The sequence below is a fragment of the Pseudoduganella sp. UC29_71 genome, assembly GCF_042693265.1.
Classification (GTDB): domain Bacteria; phylum Pseudomonadota; class Gammaproteobacteria; order Burkholderiales; family Burkholderiaceae_D; genus Rugamonas.
In genome coordinates, this window is sequence record NZ_CP170549.1 from 2095311 (window position 1) to 2111418 (window position 16108).

13 protein-coding genes and 1 pseudogene are annotated in these 16108 nt (G+C 66.3%); 10 read left to right on the top strand and 4 right to left on the bottom strand.

Annotation, left to right across the window (positions count from 1 at the left end; translation table 11 throughout):
• Positions 1-28 precede the first annotated feature (28 nt).
• The 4 genes from ACFJI2_RS09235 to arr all read left to right on the top strand — a co-directional run bounded on the left by ACFJI2_RS09235 (position 29) and on the right by arr (position 3186).
• Positions 29-1195 (top strand): cystathionine beta-lyase, encoded by a 1167-nt coding sequence (locus ACFJI2_RS09235; protein ID WP_377704733.1) that lies wholly within the window; start codon positions 29-31, stop codon positions 1193-1195.
• Between the two features lie 4 nt (positions 1196-1199).
• Positions 1200-1967: an APH(3') family aminoglycoside O-phosphotransferase gene (locus tag ACFJI2_RS09240; protein ID WP_377704734.1), complete on the top strand. Its 768-nt coding sequence runs from the start codon at positions 1200-1202 to the stop codon at positions 1965-1967.
• Between the two features lie 111 nt (positions 1968-2078).
• Positions 2079-2711 (top strand): GNAT family N-acetyltransferase, encoded by a 633-nt coding sequence (locus tag ACFJI2_RS09245; protein ID WP_377704735.1) that lies wholly within the window; start codon positions 2079-2081, stop codon positions 2709-2711.
• A gap of 19 nt (positions 2712-2730) precedes the next feature.
• On the top strand, positions 2731-3186 hold the full coding sequence (gene arr, locus ACFJI2_RS09250) for an NAD(+)--rifampin ADP-ribosyltransferase (RefSeq protein WP_377704736.1): 456 nt from the start codon (positions 2731-2733) through the stop codon (positions 3184-3186).
• 69 nt (positions 3187-3255) lie between these two features.
• Here the strand turns inward: arr and ACFJI2_RS09255 are convergent, their stop codons facing one another.
• The 3 genes from ACFJI2_RS09255 to ACFJI2_RS09265 form a co-directional block, all read right to left on the bottom strand.
• Entirely contained in the window at positions 3256-3675 is a 420-nt protein-coding gene (locus ACFJI2_RS09255) for an STY0301 family protein (protein WP_377704737.1), read from the bottom strand.
• Between the two features lie 79 nt (positions 3676-3754).
• Positions 3755-4999, bottom strand: a complete 1245-nt coding sequence (locus tag ACFJI2_RS09260) for a DUF2252 family protein (RefSeq protein ID WP_377704738.1) — start codon at positions 4997-4999, stop codon at positions 3755-3757.
• A 1-nt stretch (position 5000) separates the two neighbouring features.
• A complete protein-coding gene (locus ACFJI2_RS09265; protein WP_377704739.1) occupies positions 5001-5363 on the bottom strand; it encodes a DUF4870 family protein in 363 nt (120 codons plus the stop codon).
• 77 nt (positions 5364-5440) lie between these two features.
• Between ACFJI2_RS09265 and ACFJI2_RS09270 the strand changes: the two genes are divergently transcribed.
• From ACFJI2_RS09270 to ACFJI2_RS09295, 6 genes and pseudogenes are all read left to right on the top strand, one after another.
• On the top strand, positions 5441-6361 hold the full coding sequence (locus ACFJI2_RS09270) for a LysR family transcriptional regulator (RefSeq protein ID WP_377704740.1): 921 nt from the start codon (positions 5441-5443) through the stop codon (positions 6359-6361).
• A 104-nt stretch (positions 6362-6465) separates the two neighbouring features.
• On the top strand, positions 6466-7659 hold the full coding sequence (locus tag ACFJI2_RS09275) for a CaiB/BaiF CoA transferase family protein (protein ID WP_377704741.1): 1194 nt from the start codon (positions 6466-6468) through the stop codon (positions 7657-7659).
• Positions 7656-8593, top strand: a pseudogene (locus tag ACFJI2_RS09280) (hydroxymethylglutaryl-CoA lyase). The gene ACFJI2_RS09275 and the pseudogene ACFJI2_RS09280 overlap by 4 nt, the downstream one beginning before the upstream one ends.
• Before the next feature lie 61 nt (positions 8594-8654).
• Positions 8655-9977, top strand: coding sequence for an MFS transporter (locus ACFJI2_RS09285; protein ID WP_377704742.1), 1323 nt, complete (start codon positions 8655-8657; stop codon positions 9975-9977).
• A gap of 138 nt (positions 9978-10115) precedes the next feature.
• Positions 10116-13229 (top strand): TonB-dependent receptor, encoded by a 3114-nt coding sequence (locus ACFJI2_RS09290; protein ID WP_377704743.1) that lies wholly within the window; start codon positions 10116-10118, stop codon positions 13227-13229.
• A 64-nt stretch (positions 13230-13293) separates the two neighbouring features.
• Complete coding sequence (locus tag ACFJI2_RS09295; RefSeq protein WP_377704744.1) at positions 13294-15237, top strand: serine hydrolase domain-containing protein; 1944 nt, start codon at positions 13294-13296, stop codon at positions 15235-15237.
• A 9-nt stretch (positions 15238-15246) separates the two neighbouring features.
• On the opposite strand, the gene serB is transcribed toward ACFJI2_RS09295, so the two are convergent.
• On the bottom strand, positions 15247-16089 hold the full coding sequence (gene serB / locus ACFJI2_RS09300; RefSeq protein ID WP_377704745.1) for a phosphoserine phosphatase SerB: 843 nt from the start codon (positions 16087-16089) through the stop codon (positions 15247-15249).
• Positions 16090-16108 lie beyond the last annotated feature (19 nt).

Sequence of the window (16108 nt, forward strand, 5' to 3'; positions counted from 1 at the left end):
GGCGGTCCGCCTTTTTTCATTGCGAGCCATGACGAATCCAAAATCCCAGCAGACCGCCCTGATCCACACCGACTACGAAGCGCCGTCCGGCTTCGCGGCTTTCCCGACCGCCATTCACCACGCCTCGACGGTGCTGTTCAAGAACGTGGCGGCGCTGCGCTCGGGCGAGTGGAAAGAGAAGAACGCCTATACCTACGGCCTGCACGGCACGCCCACCACCTTTACGCTGGAAGCGCGGCTGGCCGAGATCGAGGGCGGGCTGCACTGCCTGCTGGCGCCGAGCGGGCTGGCGGCCATCGCCATGATCGACTTCGCGCTGCTGAAAAGCGGCGACGATGTGCTGCTGCCCGATAATGTCTACAACCCCAACCGCGAGCTGGGCCGCTGGCTGGCCGACTTCGGCGTGAGCGCGCGCTACTACGATCCGCTGATCGGCGCCGGCATCGCCGCGCTGATCCAGCCGAACACGAAGCTGGTGTGGACCGAGGCGCCCGGTTCGGTGTCGATGGAAGTGCCGGACCTGCCGGCCATCTGCAAGGCCGCGCACGAGAAGGGCGCGCTGGTGGCGCTGGACAACACCTGGGCCGCCGGCCTGGCGCTGCGCGGCTTCGATCTCGGCGTGGACGTGGTGATGCAGGCGCTGACCAAATACCAGTCCGGCGGCTCGGACGTGCTGATGGGCGCCGTCATCACGCGCGACCGAGCGATACACGACCGCATTTCGCAGGCGCATATGCGGCTCGGCATGGGCGTGGGCGCGGACGACACCTACCTCGTGCTGCGCGGCCTGCCCACCATGAAGCTGCGCTTCGAAGCGCATGACAAGGGGGCGCGCAAGGTGGCGGCGTGGCTGAAGGCCCGTCCGGAGATCACCAAGGTACTGCACCCGGCGTTCCAGGACTGCCCCGGGCACGAGACGTGGAAGCGCGACTTCAGCGGCGCGGGCGGGCTGTTCTCGGTGCTGTTCGACGAGCGCTACACCGAAGAGCAGACCGACCGCTTTGTCGACGAGCTGAAACTGTTCGGCATCGGCTACAGCTGGGGCGGCGCCAACAGCCTCGCGGTGCCGTACCGCATCCAGGCCATGCGCCAGGGCTGGACGCACGGCAAAGGCATCCTGGTGCGTTTCAATATCGGCCTGGAAGAGCCGGACGACCTGATCGCCGACATCGAACAGGCGCTCGGAAAGCTGTAAGCCGGTGCGCCCGCCCGCGATTGCCGGTTGTATCGGGAACGCCGTCCTGCGGCGCGACCGGATCGGCGAATCGCCGTGCCAGGTGCACAGCTTCAAGCGCGGCAACGAGCTGTTCTTCCTGAAGGTTTCCCCTGCCGTGTACGCGCCCACCACCTACAGCGTGCAGCGCGAAGCGGCCATCCTGCGCTGGCTGTCCGGGCGGCTGAACGTGCCCGAGGTGGTACTGGCCGAAAGCAGCGACAGCCACGAATACATGATCACGCGCGCCGTCCCCGGCGTACCGCTGTCGGCGCGCATCGAAGCCGGCCAGCCGGTGCTGGAGCTGTTCACCGCTGCGCTGCGCCAGCTGCAGTCCATCCCCGCCGCCGGCTGCCCCTTCGAGGCCGGCGCGCGCTTCCGCCTGCGCGAGCTGGACTACCTGCTCGGCAAGGGCCTGATCGACGAAGACTGCGACCTCGCGCCCTGGCCCGGCCTCGCCACGCCACAGGACCTGCTGGCGCGCCTGCACGCCACCGTCCCCCAGGAAGACCTGGTCTTCGCCCACGGCGACCTCGGTGACAGCAACGTCTTCGTCGACAAGCACGAGCAGTTGCACTTCATCGACTTCGGCCGTGGCGGGCTGGCCGACCGCTGGATGGACATCGCCTTCGCGCACCGCAACCTGCGGGAGGAAGTCTCCGCGCAGGCAGCCGCGCAGTTCCTCTACGGCCTCGGTCTGCCCGACGCCCCGGCCAAACGGGAATTCTTCGAGCAGCTCGATGAACTGTTCTAGCACACCGTCAGGCGTGCTGGCCGACCCAGCGTCGAATTGCAAAAACTGCTACGCTTGCGTGTACGCAGATGTGAGGAATCGACCATGGGAAGAAGCGGGATAGATTTGCCCTTGCTGGAACGCTGGCTGACGGGATGGAGCTTGTCGCGCGGTGTGCCGCTGCCCGTCAGGGATAACGGCGGCTTGCGCGTGGATGCTGGCATGCCGCTGCAATTGCGTCGCTATGTATTCGCCGATACCGGTCCAGCATTGCAGGCATGCGCCGACCGGATTCACGCTCCCTACATCCACTTGAAGGCGCCGGTCGCTCCGGAAGTGCTGCGCGCTGCGCTTCCGCCACGGTGGTGCGTCGAGCCACCCGGCTATCTGATGCAGGGGCCACCCTCCATGTCCAGCCGGGGAGAACTCCCCGCCGGCTACGCCATCGAACACGCCGCAGAACACGGCGCCAGGCTGGTGCGGGTCTTGCACGCTAGCGGAGAATTAGCGGCTTCAGGCCGAATTACCCTGGACGGAGGCTGTGCCGTCTTCGACCAGATCGTCACGTCTGAACTGCACCGGCGCCTGGGTCTGGCGACGGTCGTCATGCAAAGCCTGGACGTGCTGGCCAGGCAAGCCAGCGTAAGCGAACGCCTGCTTGTGGCAACAGAAGAAGGCCGACGGCTTTATACAAAGCTCGGCTGGCGACTGCTGGCGCCGTGGGCGACCGCTGTGTTGCCCGCGCCAGCGGCGGGACAAACTTGAACTTCAGGAGACTGCGCAGATGAGCAACCCGGATTGGATTCCAGTCACCCATGAAAGCTGCAGCAACGTCACAGGGCCGTTCTACCATGGCACCAAATACCAGCTCGACATCGGCGAACTGCTGGTGCCCGGTTTTGCCTCCAACTTCGAGGAAGGGCGGGTCGCGAACAACGTCTATTTCAGCGCGCTGCTGGAGCCCGCAGTCTGGGGCGCCGAGCTGTCCACCGCGCTGTCCGGAGACCGGCACCGTGGCTACATCTACCTCGTTGAACCCACCGGAACGTTTGAGGACGACCCTAACCTGACGAACAAGCGCTTCCCCGGCAACCCCACCCAGTCCTACCGGACCCGCCACCCACTGAGAATCGTCGGTAAAGTGGAAGACTGGACGGGGCACCCGCCCGAAGTGCTCCAGCAAATGCTGGACGGCCTGAAAGAAAAAATGCGCCAAGGCCTGGCATCGATAGACGATTAGGTTTCGCTCTGATAGCGACGACAGCGAAGCGCGGAGCAAGAATTCCTTATTTGCGGACGGCAAGCCGCCTCAGGAGCAGGTCAGCGACTGCAAATGCCCCGGCGGCGGGCCGTCGGTCTGGTCGTAGCGGGCAACGCAGCGGGAGAGGCGGGTGTCGAGCTTACGGGCGAGGACGACGGTGGTGTCGCGGTAGGCGCAGCCGATCCAGAATTCGGGCGCTTGCTCGTGCTTGATGCGCCATTGCGCAATCAGGCTCTTGCCCTTCGCGCTTTCGTCGGGCGTCACTTGCACTTCGTCGCTGGGGTGGCCGGAGAAGAGCTGGGCGTGCTCGAGCTTGTATTCGGCGGCGCCGCCGACCGGTTCCCAGCCTTCGGCCGTGGTCACGATGGTGGACGCCAGGATGGCGGGCGGGCACACGATTTCTTCCTGTTGGGCTTGCGCGCCGCCGGCGGACAGCGCGGCGCAGAGCAGTGCGGCTGCGAGTTTCATGTCGCCTCCCGGTTCCACGAAGAACTTCCATGGTAGAGCGCACCGGGCGCGCGCGTTTAGACCGAAATCAAGCTGGCGTTCAGTACATCGGCTCGCCGCGCGCGAGGGCGGCTTTGAAGGCTTGCCAGTCCTGGCGCACTTTGGCGGCGTAGGCGTCCGCAAAGCCGGTCAGCTCGGCGATGAAGCCGGCACGGCTGGTGACGGCGTCGGTGATCTGCTGGGCGATGCCGACTTTGGCCAGCTGCGCGTCGTAGTCCCGGTCGGCACGGGCGTGGGCCGCTGCGAGCGCCATGCCCAGCGTGGCGGCGGCCTTGTTGAGTTCGGACTCGGTGGTGATGTCCTCATACTTGAAATCCTTGTCCGTGGGCGCCTTTTCGTGCACGTGGAAGGGCATGCCGCCGATGGTGGCGTAGCCGGTCAGCACGTCGGCGTCGAGCTGCATGGCTTGCTGGGCGCGGGCGATGCGCCGGCCTTCGTGCCCGCCGTAGAACGCGGACGGCAGCGCGCCGGGACTGGCCGGGGCCACCGCACTGGGGATGGCTTGCTTCAGTTCCAAAATGACGTGGCCGTCCTCCCCGCCGCTGCCTTGCAGCAGGGCGTAGTAGCGCAGTTTGCCCAGGCTGCCCATGCCGGCGCCGAGGCGCTGGCGCACGCCCAGCACTTCGTACCAGGCCACCGGCTTGCGCGCGGGCAGGGGGATGCGGCTCACGTAGTCCGGCATGGCGGCGGCCACGGCGTCGCGGATGGCGTCCGCCACGGGGCGCGTGTCCGGGCCTTTGAACTTGGCCAGGAATTCCTTGCGGTCGGCCTTGGCGGCTTTTTTGATGGCTTTCTGCACCACGCCGCTGGTGTTGTCGGCGGTCAGGCGGAAGGTCAGCTCGCCGCCGCTGTCCTTGAAATCGGCCATGCTGGCGAGGTAGGCGGTGGCCATGGCGGCGATCGCGGCGCGCCGCTCGGCCGCAGCGATGTCGCTGGCGTAGCTGGCCAGCAGCAGGCTCGCGGCCAGGCGCCGCAGGTCCCACAGGTAGTGGCCGATCCATGCTTCGTCGATGTCGCTGACGGCGAATACTTCAACGCCGCTGGCGTCGCGCATGGCGCCGAAGTTGGCCAGGTGGGCGTCGCCGGACAGCCAGCAGCGGGCCGTTTGCGCATTGGTGAACGGCGAGGACGGCAGCGCCGCCATGTCGCGGTAGAACAGGTGGGCGGTCGCGCGGTAGAAGGGGAACACGTCTTCCTGCATGCGGGCGATCTTGGTCACCAGGTCGGTGTTGTTGGTCTGCCGGAACTGGCGGTTGTGTTCCCGTATCTGCTGCGCGATGTCCATATCATTCCGGCATCGGGCGGTTGTCGTTCAGGTCCTTGATGCCGCGGATCAGGCGGTAGGCGGACCACAGCCAGGCCACGACCCAGATCGGCACCGCCACGACCAGGCCGATGAAGGTGACCGCGAACATGATGCCGAACACGAACCACACCAGATACCACCAGAAGGTGCGGATCTGCCAGCTGTGGTGGCTGTACACGAAAGTGCCTTCGGTGGACGGGCGCTGCACGTAGTTAATGATCAGTACCAGCAGCGACAGCGTGCCCATGGAGAACACAAAGGCCACGCCGTGCAGCAGGTAGAGCCACCAGGCCGTGTTCTTGGCCGATTCCAGGCGGTTGTCCAAAACGATTTCGCTTGCCATTGTTTACTCCTTGCAAAGTTGATATGACAGTGTAGCGAATCTTTTAAGCTTTGGGCACTCCTGTTAAAGTGCGCGGCATGGCTATCAATAATCTTCTGCGCAAACTGGACCTGACCACGCTGCAGCTTTTCCTGGCGGTGCAGGAGGAGGGCACGCTCACGCGCGCGGCCGAGCGGGAGGCGATCGCCGTGTCGGCGGCCAGCAAGCGGCTGGTGGACCTGGAGCAGGCGGTGGGCGTGGCGCTGTTTTCGCGCAAGGCGCGCGGCATGGAGCTGACCCCGGCCGGCCACACGCTGCTGACCCATGCGCGGCGCATGCTGCTGAGCGTGGAGAAGATAGGCGTGGAGCTGGCCGAGCATGCGCAGGGCGTGCGCGGCTACGTGCGCATGGTGGCCAACCTGTCGGCCATCGTGGAGTTCCTCCCCGAGGACTTGCGCGCTTTCCTGCAGCAGCACGAACAGGTGAAGCTGGACCTGGAAGAGCGGCCCAGCGAGGGCGTAGTGCGCGGCGTGGAGGATAGCTGGGCCGATATCGGCATCTGCTCGGGCGACGTGGATACGCGCGCCCTGCACACGGAGCTGTACCGGCGCGACCGGCTGGTACTGGTGATGCGCGCCGACCACGCGCTGGCGCAGCGCGGCCGCGTGGCTTTTGCCGATACGCTCGATTGCGACCATGTGGGCCTGCACGTGAACAGCTCCATCAACTCGCGCATGCATCTGGCGGCGCGCGAGGCGGGGCGGGCGCTGCAGGTGCGCATCCAGGTGCCGGGATTCGACGCGGTGTGCCGCATGGCGCAGGTGGGCATGGGGCTGGGCGTGATCCCGTTCGAGGTGTTCCAGGCCATCGGCCGGCCGCTCGGGCTGGTGGCGGTGGAGCTGGCCGATGAATGGGCGCCGCGCGAGCTGAAGATCATCGTGCGCGACCCGCTGTCGCTGTCGCCGGTGACGCAGGCGTTGTTCGACCATCTGCGCGACGCGGAGGCGCGCGCGGCTTAGCGGCCGAGCGTTCGCGTTTTCGCGAACGCAGCTTGAATTCTTACGGTTGGACGCTCGCGCAGCCGTTCTCTATCCTGACGTTCATTCATCAGGAGGAGACAAACATGAGTGGACCACTCGCAGGCATCAAGGTGATCGAGATCGGCACCCTGATCGCAGCGCCGTTCGCGGCGCGCATGATGGCCGAATTCGGCGCGGAAGTGATCAAGATCGAGGCGCCGGTGGACGGCGATCCTATCCGCAAATGGCGCAAGCTGCACGAGGGCACCTCGCTCTGGTGGTATCTGCAGTCGCGCAACAAGAAATCCATTTCCATCAACCTGAAGTCGGACGAGGGCATAGACATCGTCAAGCGCCTGGCCGCTGGCGCGGACGTGCTGATCGAGAACCTCAAGCCGGGCGCGCTGGAGAAGCTGGGCCTGGGCTGGGACGTGCTGCATGCGCTCAATCCCGGGCTGACCATGGTGCGCATTTCGGGCTACGGCCAGACCGGCCCGTACAAGGACAGGCCGGGCTTCGGCGCCATTGGCGAGGCCATGGGCGGCATCCGCTACACCACCGGCGAGGCCGACGGCGTGCCGGCCCGTGCGGGCGTGAGCCTGGGCGATTCGCTGGCCTCGCTGCACGCGGTGATGGGCGCGCTGATGTCCGTGCTGCGCGTGAAGACGGGGCAAGGCGAAGGCCAGGTGGTGGACGTGTCGCTGATGGAGAGCGTGTTCAACCTGATGGAAAGCCTGGTGCCCGAGTACGACCTGCTGGGCCATGTGCGCGAGCGCAGCGGCGGCGCCTTGCCGGGCATCGCGCCTTCCAACACCTATCCCACGCGGGACGGCGCCTACGTCGTCATCGCCGGCAACAGCAACCCCATTTTCAAGCGTTTGATGAACGTGATCGGCCGGCCGGACCTGGCGGAAGATCCTGCGTTCGCGCAGAACGACGGGCGCGCCGCGCAGTCGGCGCTGCTGGATGCGGCGATCGCGGGCTGGACTTCTGCCAACAGCATAGAAAACGTGCTGGCCGCGCTGGAGGAAACCGGCGTGCCCGCAGGCCGCATCTATTCGGCGGCGGACATCGTGGCGGACCCTCACTACCAGGCGCGCGGCATGATCCTGGACGCTGAACTGCCGGGCGGCACCCAGGTGAAGATGCCGGGCATCGTGCCCAAGCTGTCGGATACGCCGGGCGAAGTGCGCTGGCAGGGGCCGGCGCTGGGCGAACACACATCGGCCGTGCTGGCGGAGCTGGGCATCGCAGCGGCGGACATTCAACGCATGAAGAACGAAGGAGTGGTGCAATGAAGGGCGAATACATGGTGATCCAGGAAGTGTCCCCGCGCGACGGCCTGCAGATCGAGCCGACGTGGGTGCCCACCGGGGATAAGGTGGCGCTGATCGAGGCGCTGTCCGGGGCCGGCTTCTCGCGCATCGAGGCGGGGTCGTTCGTGTCGCCCAAGGCGATACCGGCGCTGCGCGACGGCGACGAAGTGTTCCTGCGCATGCGGCGCCAGCCCAGCGTGATCTACGTGGCGCTGGTGCCCAACCTGAAGGGGGCGCAGCGCGCCATCATGGCGGACGCCGATGAGCTCAACCTGGTAATGTCCGCCAGCCAGGCGCACAACCGCGCCAATATGCGCATGGACTGCGAGCAGTCGCTGGCTGCCTTCGCCGAGATCTGCGCCCACACGCGGGGCAGTGGCGTGCTGCTGAACGGCACCGTGGCCACGGCCTTCGGCTGCCCGTTCGAGGGCGCCATCGGCGAGGACCGCGTGCTGTCGCTGGTGGACCAGTACCTGGAGCTGGGCATCACCGGCATTACGCTGGCCGACACCACCGGCATGGCTCAGCCGCGCCAGGTGGCCCGGCTGGTGCGGCGCGTGCGTGCGCGCCTGCCCACGTCCGCGCTCACGCTGCATTTCCATAACACGCGTGGCCTGGGGCTGGTGAACGTGCTGGCCGCCTACGAAGCCGGCGCGCTGCGCTTCGACGCGGCGCTGGGCGGCCTGGGCGGCTGCCCCTTCGCGCCTGGCGCTTCCGGCAGATCTGCACGGAAGACCTGGTGAACATGTGCGAAGAAATGGGCATCGCCACCGGCATCGACCTGCCGAAGCTGATCGCCCTGTCGCGCGGATTGCCCGCGCTGCTGGGACACGAGGTGCCGGGCCAGGTGGCCAAGGCGGGGCGCAATTGCGACCTGCATCCGCTGCCCGAAGCCTTGCAGCGCCAGGCCGCTTAACCCTTTTTATCCCTTAAAAGCTATGACCGGCCCCTGCGAGGCGGCCGGCAAGGAGACCCGCATGTCCAATCCATCCGCAATCGCCGCCGCTCCGGTGGCCACCGATATCGATCCGGGTATCGACGCCGTGGTGCGCAAGGTAGCGTGGCGCATCATGCCGCTGATTATGATCTGCTACCTGTTCGCCTTTTTCGACCGCATCAACATCAGCTTCGCCAAATTCCAGCTGCAGGGCGACCTGGGGCTGAGCGACACCGCCTACGGCCTGGGCGCCAGCCTGTTCGTGGTGGGCTACGTGCTGTTCGAAGTGCCCAGCAATATGTTCCTGTACAAAGTGGGCGCGCGGCGCTGGATCGCGCGCATCATGATTTCCTGGGGACTGGCCACCGCCGCCATGGTGTTCGTCACCAGCGAGTGGCAGTTCTACGCGCTGCGCTTCCTGATCGGCGCCATGGAGGCGGGCTTCGCGCCCGGCGTGCTGTACTACCTCACGCTGTGGTTCCCGGCGTCCTTCCGGGGCCGCGTCACCTCGCTGCTGTTCCTGGCGTCCGCATTCGCGGGGCTGATCGGCGCGCCGGTGTCCGGGCAGATCCTGGCGCACCTGGAAGGCGTGGGCGGCCTGCGCGGCTGGCACTGGCTGTTCATGCTGGGCGGCGTGCCCTGCGTGGCGCTCGGCCTGGTGGTGCTGAACCAGCTGAAGGACCGCATCGACGACGCGCACTGGCTGACGCGCGAGGAACAGGCGCTGCTGCGCGGCAGCGTGGCGCAGGCCGCGCCCAAGGATGGCGGTCATTCGCTGCTGGGTGCCATCAAGACGCCGGGCTTCCTCACCCTGGGCCTGGTGTACTTCCTGATCCAGGTGGCGTCCTACGGGCTGAACTTCTGGGCGCCGCACCTGATCCGCAGCGCAGGCACCCAGAGCCCGGCCCTTATCGGCTGGCTGACTGCGGTGCCGTATGTGTGCGGCGCCATCACCATGGTGCTCGTGGGGCGGCTGTCGGACGCCAGCGGCGAACGGCGCAAGTTCGTGGCCGGCTTGCTGGTGCTGGCGGCGCTGGGCTTTGTCAGCGCGGGCTGGTTCGACAAGAACACCGTGATGCTGATCGTGGCGCTGGGCGTGATGGGCGCAGGCGTGGTGGCTGCCATCCCGGCATTCTGGGCGCTGCCGCCCAAGCTGGTGACGGGCGCCGGCGCGGCGGGCGGCATTGCGCTGATTAACACGCTGGGGCAGCTGGGCGGCATCGTCAGCCCGGTGATGGTTGGCCGCATTAAGGACATCAGCGGCAGCACAACGCCGGCGCTGTACGTGATTGCCGGGCTGGCGCTGCTGTGCGCAACGATCGTCATGTATGGCTTGCCGCAGGCGCTGCGCAACAGGGAGTAGAAGTAGGAGTAGGCGGCCGGCCGCGTGGAATTAGTCAAATTGTTGACGATTTGTGTCAATTGTTTCGGCCTATTATTGATTTCGCAAGGCGCCTCGCGGCTTGCAAGCTCACCATAAAAAATAATAGGGGACCTACGCATGCCGTCAATCAGCAATAGCCATCGCTTCATCCGTCCTACCGCCTGCGCCGCCGCTGTGGCGGGCGCGCTCTCGATGTTCGCCACGCCTGCGGTGTTTGCGCAGGAAGCTCCCGGCGGCAGCGTTGTGATCGTGTCCGGCACTCGCCAGTCGGTGGCCAGCGCCATCGACCGCAAGAAGAACGCCAGCACGGTGGTCGATTCCATCGTTGCCGAGGATATCGGGGAATTCCCGGACAAGAACGTGGGCGAGGCGCTGTCGCGCGTCACCGGCGTGCAGCTCTCGCGCGACTTCGGCGAGGGGTCTCAGGTCAACATCCGGGGCGTGGAGGCGAACCTGAACCGGATCGAAATCAACGGGCTGTCCGTGCTGAGCACCAACGGCACGGCCGGCCGGGGCGCGGAATTGCGTGAACTGCCGGCGGAACTGATCAAGTCCATCGACGTGTTCAAGGGCGTGACGGCGGACCAGACCGAGGGCGGCATCGGCGGCACGGTGAGCATCAAGACCAATATGCCGCTCGATTTCAAGAAGCGCACGGTGGTGCTGAAACTGGAAGGGGAGCACAGCACCAACCGCGGCGGCGCCCAGCCGCGCGGCAGCCTGCTGTTCGCCGACAAATTCCTGGACGGCCGCCTGGGCCTGATGGCCAACCTGGTGTACGACAAGGTCTATACGCAGAACGATTACGTCCGCAACAGCAACTGGCGCTACTTCCGCGACTGGGACCAGTCGCCCGAGAAGACCAACACCAGCCTGAATCCGCGCGCCGCCGCCGTTGGCTCGAAGGCCGGCTGCGCCGCGCTGGGCGGGGCCGACAAGACGGCGTGCGACAGCCAGTGGTTCGATTATTCGCCCGGCGTGCCGCGCTATGGCATCTGGACCCGCGACCACGAGCGCTCCAGCGCCGAGCTCACGGCGCAGTACAAGGTGGACAACAACCTGAACGTGTGGGCGCGCTACAACAAGAACGACCAGAAGCAGAAGCTCAACGACCGCAATTATGTGACCGACTTCGGCGCCGTGAAGCGCTTTTCCACGTCCGGCGTGGCGCCCGTGTACGGCGCGAACGGCGCGCCGCTGTCCACGCCTGCCGCCTCCTGCGCCGAGCCGCCGACGGGCGTGACGCCGCCGGGCATGGCCTTCACCAACCACGTGATGACGTCCTTCGTTGCCGGTAGCTGTGTCAACGTGCCGGGCGAGGGCGCATCCTACAACTTCAACACCGCGGCGCGCGACTTCGCGCTGAACATCGATTCCAACTACCGCTCCGGCGGCTTCAACTGGAAGAGCGGCGCGTGGTCTGCCGAGGGCCTGGTGGCGAAGACCGATTCGTTCTACGAGCTGCACACCAATAACATCGTGCTGGATGCGAATATCCCTGGCCTGCAAGTCAATTTCGACGACCAGGGGCTGCCGAAGTTCGTCTTCCCGGCCAGTTTCGATCCGAACAAGAGCAGCAGCTACACGCGCATCCGCTCGCAATACCAGCCTTCGTTCACCGACAACACGGAAGACCAGGTCAAGCTGGACCTGAAGTACCGTCCCGACATGCCCTTCCTGACCACGCTGCATTTCGGCGGCCAGGGCCGCAAGTCCACTTCCGAACAGTACCGCTGGACTGGTTACATGGCCAGCCCGGGAGCAAACCCGAACAGCACGGCCGACGACATTATCGTGCGCAGCCCTGAGGTGATACACGAGATCATTTTCGATCCGCTCAACACCAGCGGCGTGCTGCGCAACGGCGGCGCCACCATCCCCGGCACCGGCCTTACCGCCAACAACACCACGCGCTACGTGACCGCGCCGCAGATGGCCACGCTGGTGGACGCCATCCGCACCAACACGCCCGGCACTTTCCTCAACGGCTACGACGGCCTGAGCGGCTATCCGAGCGGATGGATGGCGCCCAGCTTCGCCAACTCGGCGCAATTCTTTGACCTGAGCCGCTACAACCACGATCTGCTGCGCGAATCCATCGGCAGCGACGGCAAGATGTACGCCATGCCGCCGCAGTTTGCGGTGGAGGAGCGCATCAAGGCCTTCTATGTGCGGGCGGACTTCGAGCACGAGCTGTTCGGCGTGGCCTGGGACGGCAATATCGGCTTGCGCTACGCGGGCACGGAAACCAGCGCCACCGGCTTGCGCTCCTACCGCGCCTATTCGCTCAATCCTTCCACCGGCGCGCGCGTGGAGACCGTGCTGGCCAATGACATCGTCACGGTGAAGAACAAGTACAGCGACACGCTGCCGAGCTTCAACCTGGCCGGCTGGCTGGTGCCGAACACGCTGGTGGCGCGGCTGGGCTGGGGCAAGGTCATGTCGCGACCCTTCATCGACCGGCTGACGCCAACCGTGAACTGCATCGCCAACAGCGGCCAGTCGCAGTTCGGCGGCGACGGCAGCGCGGACGACTGCACCGGCGGCAACGTCAACCTGAAGCCGTTCCGCGCCACGAACAAGGACCTGAGCGTGGAGTGGTACCCGTCGCGCGATTCGCAGCTGTCGCTGGCCTTCTTCCGCAAGGATATCGCCAGCTATATCCAGAACGACGTGGTGCTGCCCAACCAGGACGTGTTCGGCGACGGCCGGCTGTGGGACCTGAAGACCTCCATCAACAGCGAAGGGGCCGTCACCAAGGGCTGGGAACTGGCCGGCCGCACCGCGCTGACCATGCTGCCCGGCCTGCTGGGCGGCCTGGGCGTGGACGCCAACTACACCCGCATGTCCTTCGCGTACGCGCCGGGCAAGGAGCTGCTTAACCCGCTGGACAACACGGTGCTGCCGTATCCGGGCATGTCCCGCAATAGCTACAACCTGGGCATCTGGTACGACATGGGGCAGTGGAACGCGCGCCTGGCATACAACTACCGCGATGCCTACTACACCGGCACGGTGGACGCCAACGCGTCCTTGCCGGTGTACGGCGAAGCGGTGGGCTTCCTGGACGCGAAGATCCAGTACCGCGTGAACGACAACCTGACCATTTCGTTCGAGGGCAAGAACCTGTCGGATGAAGCGCAGTACCTGAACTCCGGTTCCACCTCGCGCCGCAACGAGATGGCCTGGTCCGGCCGGCGCTACTTCGTGGGCGCGACCTACAAGTTCTGAGGCCGCGTACAAAGCGTTCGGTTAGAGGTGGAAGCTTGCGCCCACTGCTGGTAGAGTGGGCGCAATGATCATTTTAACCACACCGAGATACCTGTGCCGGGGCGCTTTGGCGCTGCTGCTGCCGTTGCTGTCGTTGCTGATGCCGCCGCTAGCGACGGGGGCGCTGGCATATGCCGCTGAACCGCAGCTCCACCCCTCGATCGAGAGCGCGCTGCGGCAAGAGGGGCTGGCTGGCGCCGTCTGGAGTACGGCCGGCGCGGGAGGGGTTGCGTCCATCGGCGCGGCCGGCCTGAAAAACGCTGCCACCGGCGAACGCATGGCGCCGGACAGCAAGGTACACGTCGGGTCGGTTGCGAAGACGGTGCTGGCGATGGGCGTGCTACGGCTCGTCACCGAGGGCAAGCTGTCCCTGGATACGCCGGTGGCGCCGCTGCTGCCTGCGCTGGCCATCGACAATCCCTGGAACGCGAGCGATCCTGTGCGGGTGCGGCACCTGCTTGCGCACACCTCGGGGCTGGACAATATCCGCTTCTGGCAGCTGTTCAGCATGGAGCCGCGCGCCGATACGCCGCTGGCAGCCGCCTTCGCAGGCGATCCATCGCTGCTGCGGGTGAACGCCCGTCCCGGCAGCCGCTACGCCTATTCAAGCATGGGCTACGCTTTGCTGGGCATGCTCATCGAGGCCGCCAGCGGCAAGCGCTACGAGCATTACCTGGACACGAAGATACTCGCGCCGCTGGGCATGGTGGACAGCACCTTCGAGTTCGTGGGGCAGGAAGGCGCGGCGGCCGACAAGCGGCTGGCCATGGGGCATTTCGAGCGCGGCGTTGCGCAGCCGGCGCTGGCCATGTATTTGCGCCCGGCCTCGCAGTTCACCACGACGGCGGCCGACATGGGCCGCTTCGCGGCCTTTTTGTTGGGGGACGGGACGGTGCCCGGCGCCAGTGCTGCGCGGCTGGTTGGGGCCGATCTGATGGATCAGCTGGATCGCCCGGCGGGCACCGATGCCGCACTGGCGGGACTGCGGGTTGGCCATGGGCTGGCGCTTGCGGCGCGCGACCGCCACGGCGTGGTGGGGCAATGCCATCCCGGCGTGACGATAGGCTTTCGCGCCATGCTGTGCGTCTATCGCCAGCAAGGCAAGGCCTTCTTCATTGCCTTCAATGCGGATGTGGAGACTGCCGACTACGAGCAGTTTTACCAGCGGCTGCTGGCCGGGCTGGCGCTGACCCGGGCAGGCGCCGCAAGCGCGGGGGCCGTGATGCGGGGCGGCGCCGGCGCGGGGCTGGCTGCCGCCAAGGCGCCCGGGGAGCCCAGGGAGACAAACGAGCCAAAGGAGGCATGGCGCGGCGTGTATGTGCCGGTGTCCTTTGCCGTGTCCAGCCTGGCCTGGGTGGATTTCGTGTTCAATTTCGTGCGGCTGGACTGGCAGGGCGCGGACCTGCACTTCATGCCGTTCCAGGGCGAAGCCAGGGTGCTCAAGCCGGCCGGGGGGCAACTGTTCCAGGCCAGCGGCCGGATTGAACCCACCCACGTCCTGCTGCACTCGGCGGATGGCCGCCGCATGGTGAGCGACGGCCTGCACACCTATGAACAGGCTGCGCCGTCACGCGTGCTGCTGCTGTGGCTTAGCCTTGCCGCCGGCCTGGCCGGACTGGCGTACGTTCTGCTCTGCGGGATATGGCGCTTGCTGCCGCGCAGCCGGCGCAGCGGGGAGCGCACGCGGCTTGCTGGCGGCGGGTTGGCTGCGCCGCTGGTGGGTACGCTTGCCTTGCTGCTGCCGGTGCCGCTGTTCCTGTCGCAGTCCTACCTCCAACTCGGTGACCGCACGGCTGCGAGCCTGCTGCTGGTGGCAGTCACGGGCGCGCTGCCGCTGGCCATGGCTTGGGGACTATGGCGCGCGTGGCGCGGCCGAAACTGGCGGGATGGGCTGGCGCTGGTAGCGGTGCTGCAGCTGCTGGCCGTATTGGCGGCGTGGGGACTGATCCCGTTCCGCCTCTGGGTGTAAGCGGGGGGCTCAGGCCAGCAGGTTCAGGATGCCGTCCAGGCCCACGAAGTTCAGGGCCACGCTGGCCTGTTCGCGCACCACGGGCTTGGCGCGGAAGGCGACCGACATGCCGGCCACGCTCATCATCTTCAGGTCGTTGGCGCCGTCGCCCATCACGATGGCTTCGCTGGCGCTGATGCCCAGCGAGGCGCAGCAGTGCTCGACGGTGCGCTTCTTCACTTCCGCGTCCACGATCTCGCCCAGCACTTCGCCGGTCAGCTTGCCGTCCACGATTTCCAGTTCGTTGGCCAGCGTGTAGTCCAGGCCCAGGCGCTCTTTCAGGCGCGCTGTGAAGAAGGTGAAGCCGCCCGATACCAGCAGCGTTTTCAGGCCGGCGGCCTTGACGGCGGCCAGCATGTTTTCGGCGCCCGGCGACAGCTGCAGGCGCTCGTCGTACACGCGCTGCAGCGCGGATGCGTCCAGGCCTTTCAGCAGCGCCACGCGCTTGCGCAGGCTGGCGGCGAAATCGAGTTCGCCGCGCATCGCCGCTTCGGTGATCTCGGATACTTGCGCCTTCAGGCCCTGCATGTCGGCGATTTCATCGATGCATTCGATGGTGATGAGCGTGGAATCCATGTCCATGGCCACCAGCTTGTATTCGTCGAGCTTGTGCACGCCCATCATGTAGGTGGCGTCCAGTTGGGCCGCGTGGGCGGCCACTTCGATGGTCTGGCGCAGCGCCACGGAATAGGTGATGCCTTCGCAGCGGATGGCGTTGTCGGAAATGCGGACGATGCGCTGCGGCGCGGTCAGCGCGGCGATGCGTTCCAGGCGCGGCATGCAGCCATCCAGGCCTTGCAGCACCAGGTTCATCGTGTGGTCGTTTACGTTT

Excerpts from the sequence above, each read along its gene's own strand:
- ACFJI2_RS09235 (WP_377704733.1), top strand. The coding sequence starts at position 29 with ATGACGAATCCAAAATCCCAGCAGACCGCCCTGATCCACACCGACTAC.
- arr (WP_377704736.1), top strand. The coding sequence starts at position 2,731 with ATGAGCAACCCGGATTGGATTCCAGTCACCCATGAAAGCTGCAGCAAC.
- ACFJI2_RS09255 (WP_377704737.1), bottom strand. The coding sequence starts at position 3,675 with ATGAAACTCGCAGCCGCACTGCTCTGCGCCGCGCTGTCCGCCGGCGGC.
- ACFJI2_RS09260 (WP_377704738.1), bottom strand. The coding sequence starts at position 4,999 with ATGGACATCGCGCAGCAGATACGGGAACACAACCGCCAGTTCCGGCAG.
- ACFJI2_RS09265 (WP_377704739.1), bottom strand. The coding sequence starts at position 5,363 with ATGGCAAGCGAAATCGTTTTGGACAACCGCCTGGAATCGGCCAAGAAC.
- ACFJI2_RS09270 (WP_377704740.1), top strand. The coding sequence starts at position 5,441 with ATGGCTATCAATAATCTTCTGCGCAAACTGGACCTGACCACGCTGCAG.
- ACFJI2_RS09275 (WP_377704741.1), top strand. The coding sequence starts at position 6,466 with ATGAGTGGACCACTCGCAGGCATCAAGGTGATCGAGATCGGCACCCTG.
- ACFJI2_RS09285 (WP_377704742.1), top strand. The coding sequence starts at position 8,655 with ATGTCCAATCCATCCGCAATCGCCGCCGCTCCGGTGGCCACCGATATC.
- ACFJI2_RS09290 (WP_377704743.1), top strand. The coding sequence starts at position 10,116 with ATGCCGTCAATCAGCAATAGCCATCGCTTCATCCGTCCTACCGCCTGC.
- ACFJI2_RS09295 (WP_377704744.1), top strand. The coding sequence starts at position 13,294 with ATGATCATTTTAACCACACCGAGATACCTGTGCCGGGGCGCTTTGGCG.
- serB (WP_377704745.1), bottom strand. The coding sequence starts at position 16,089 with ATGAACCTGGTGCTGCAAGGCCTGGATGGCTGCATGCCGCGCCTGGAA.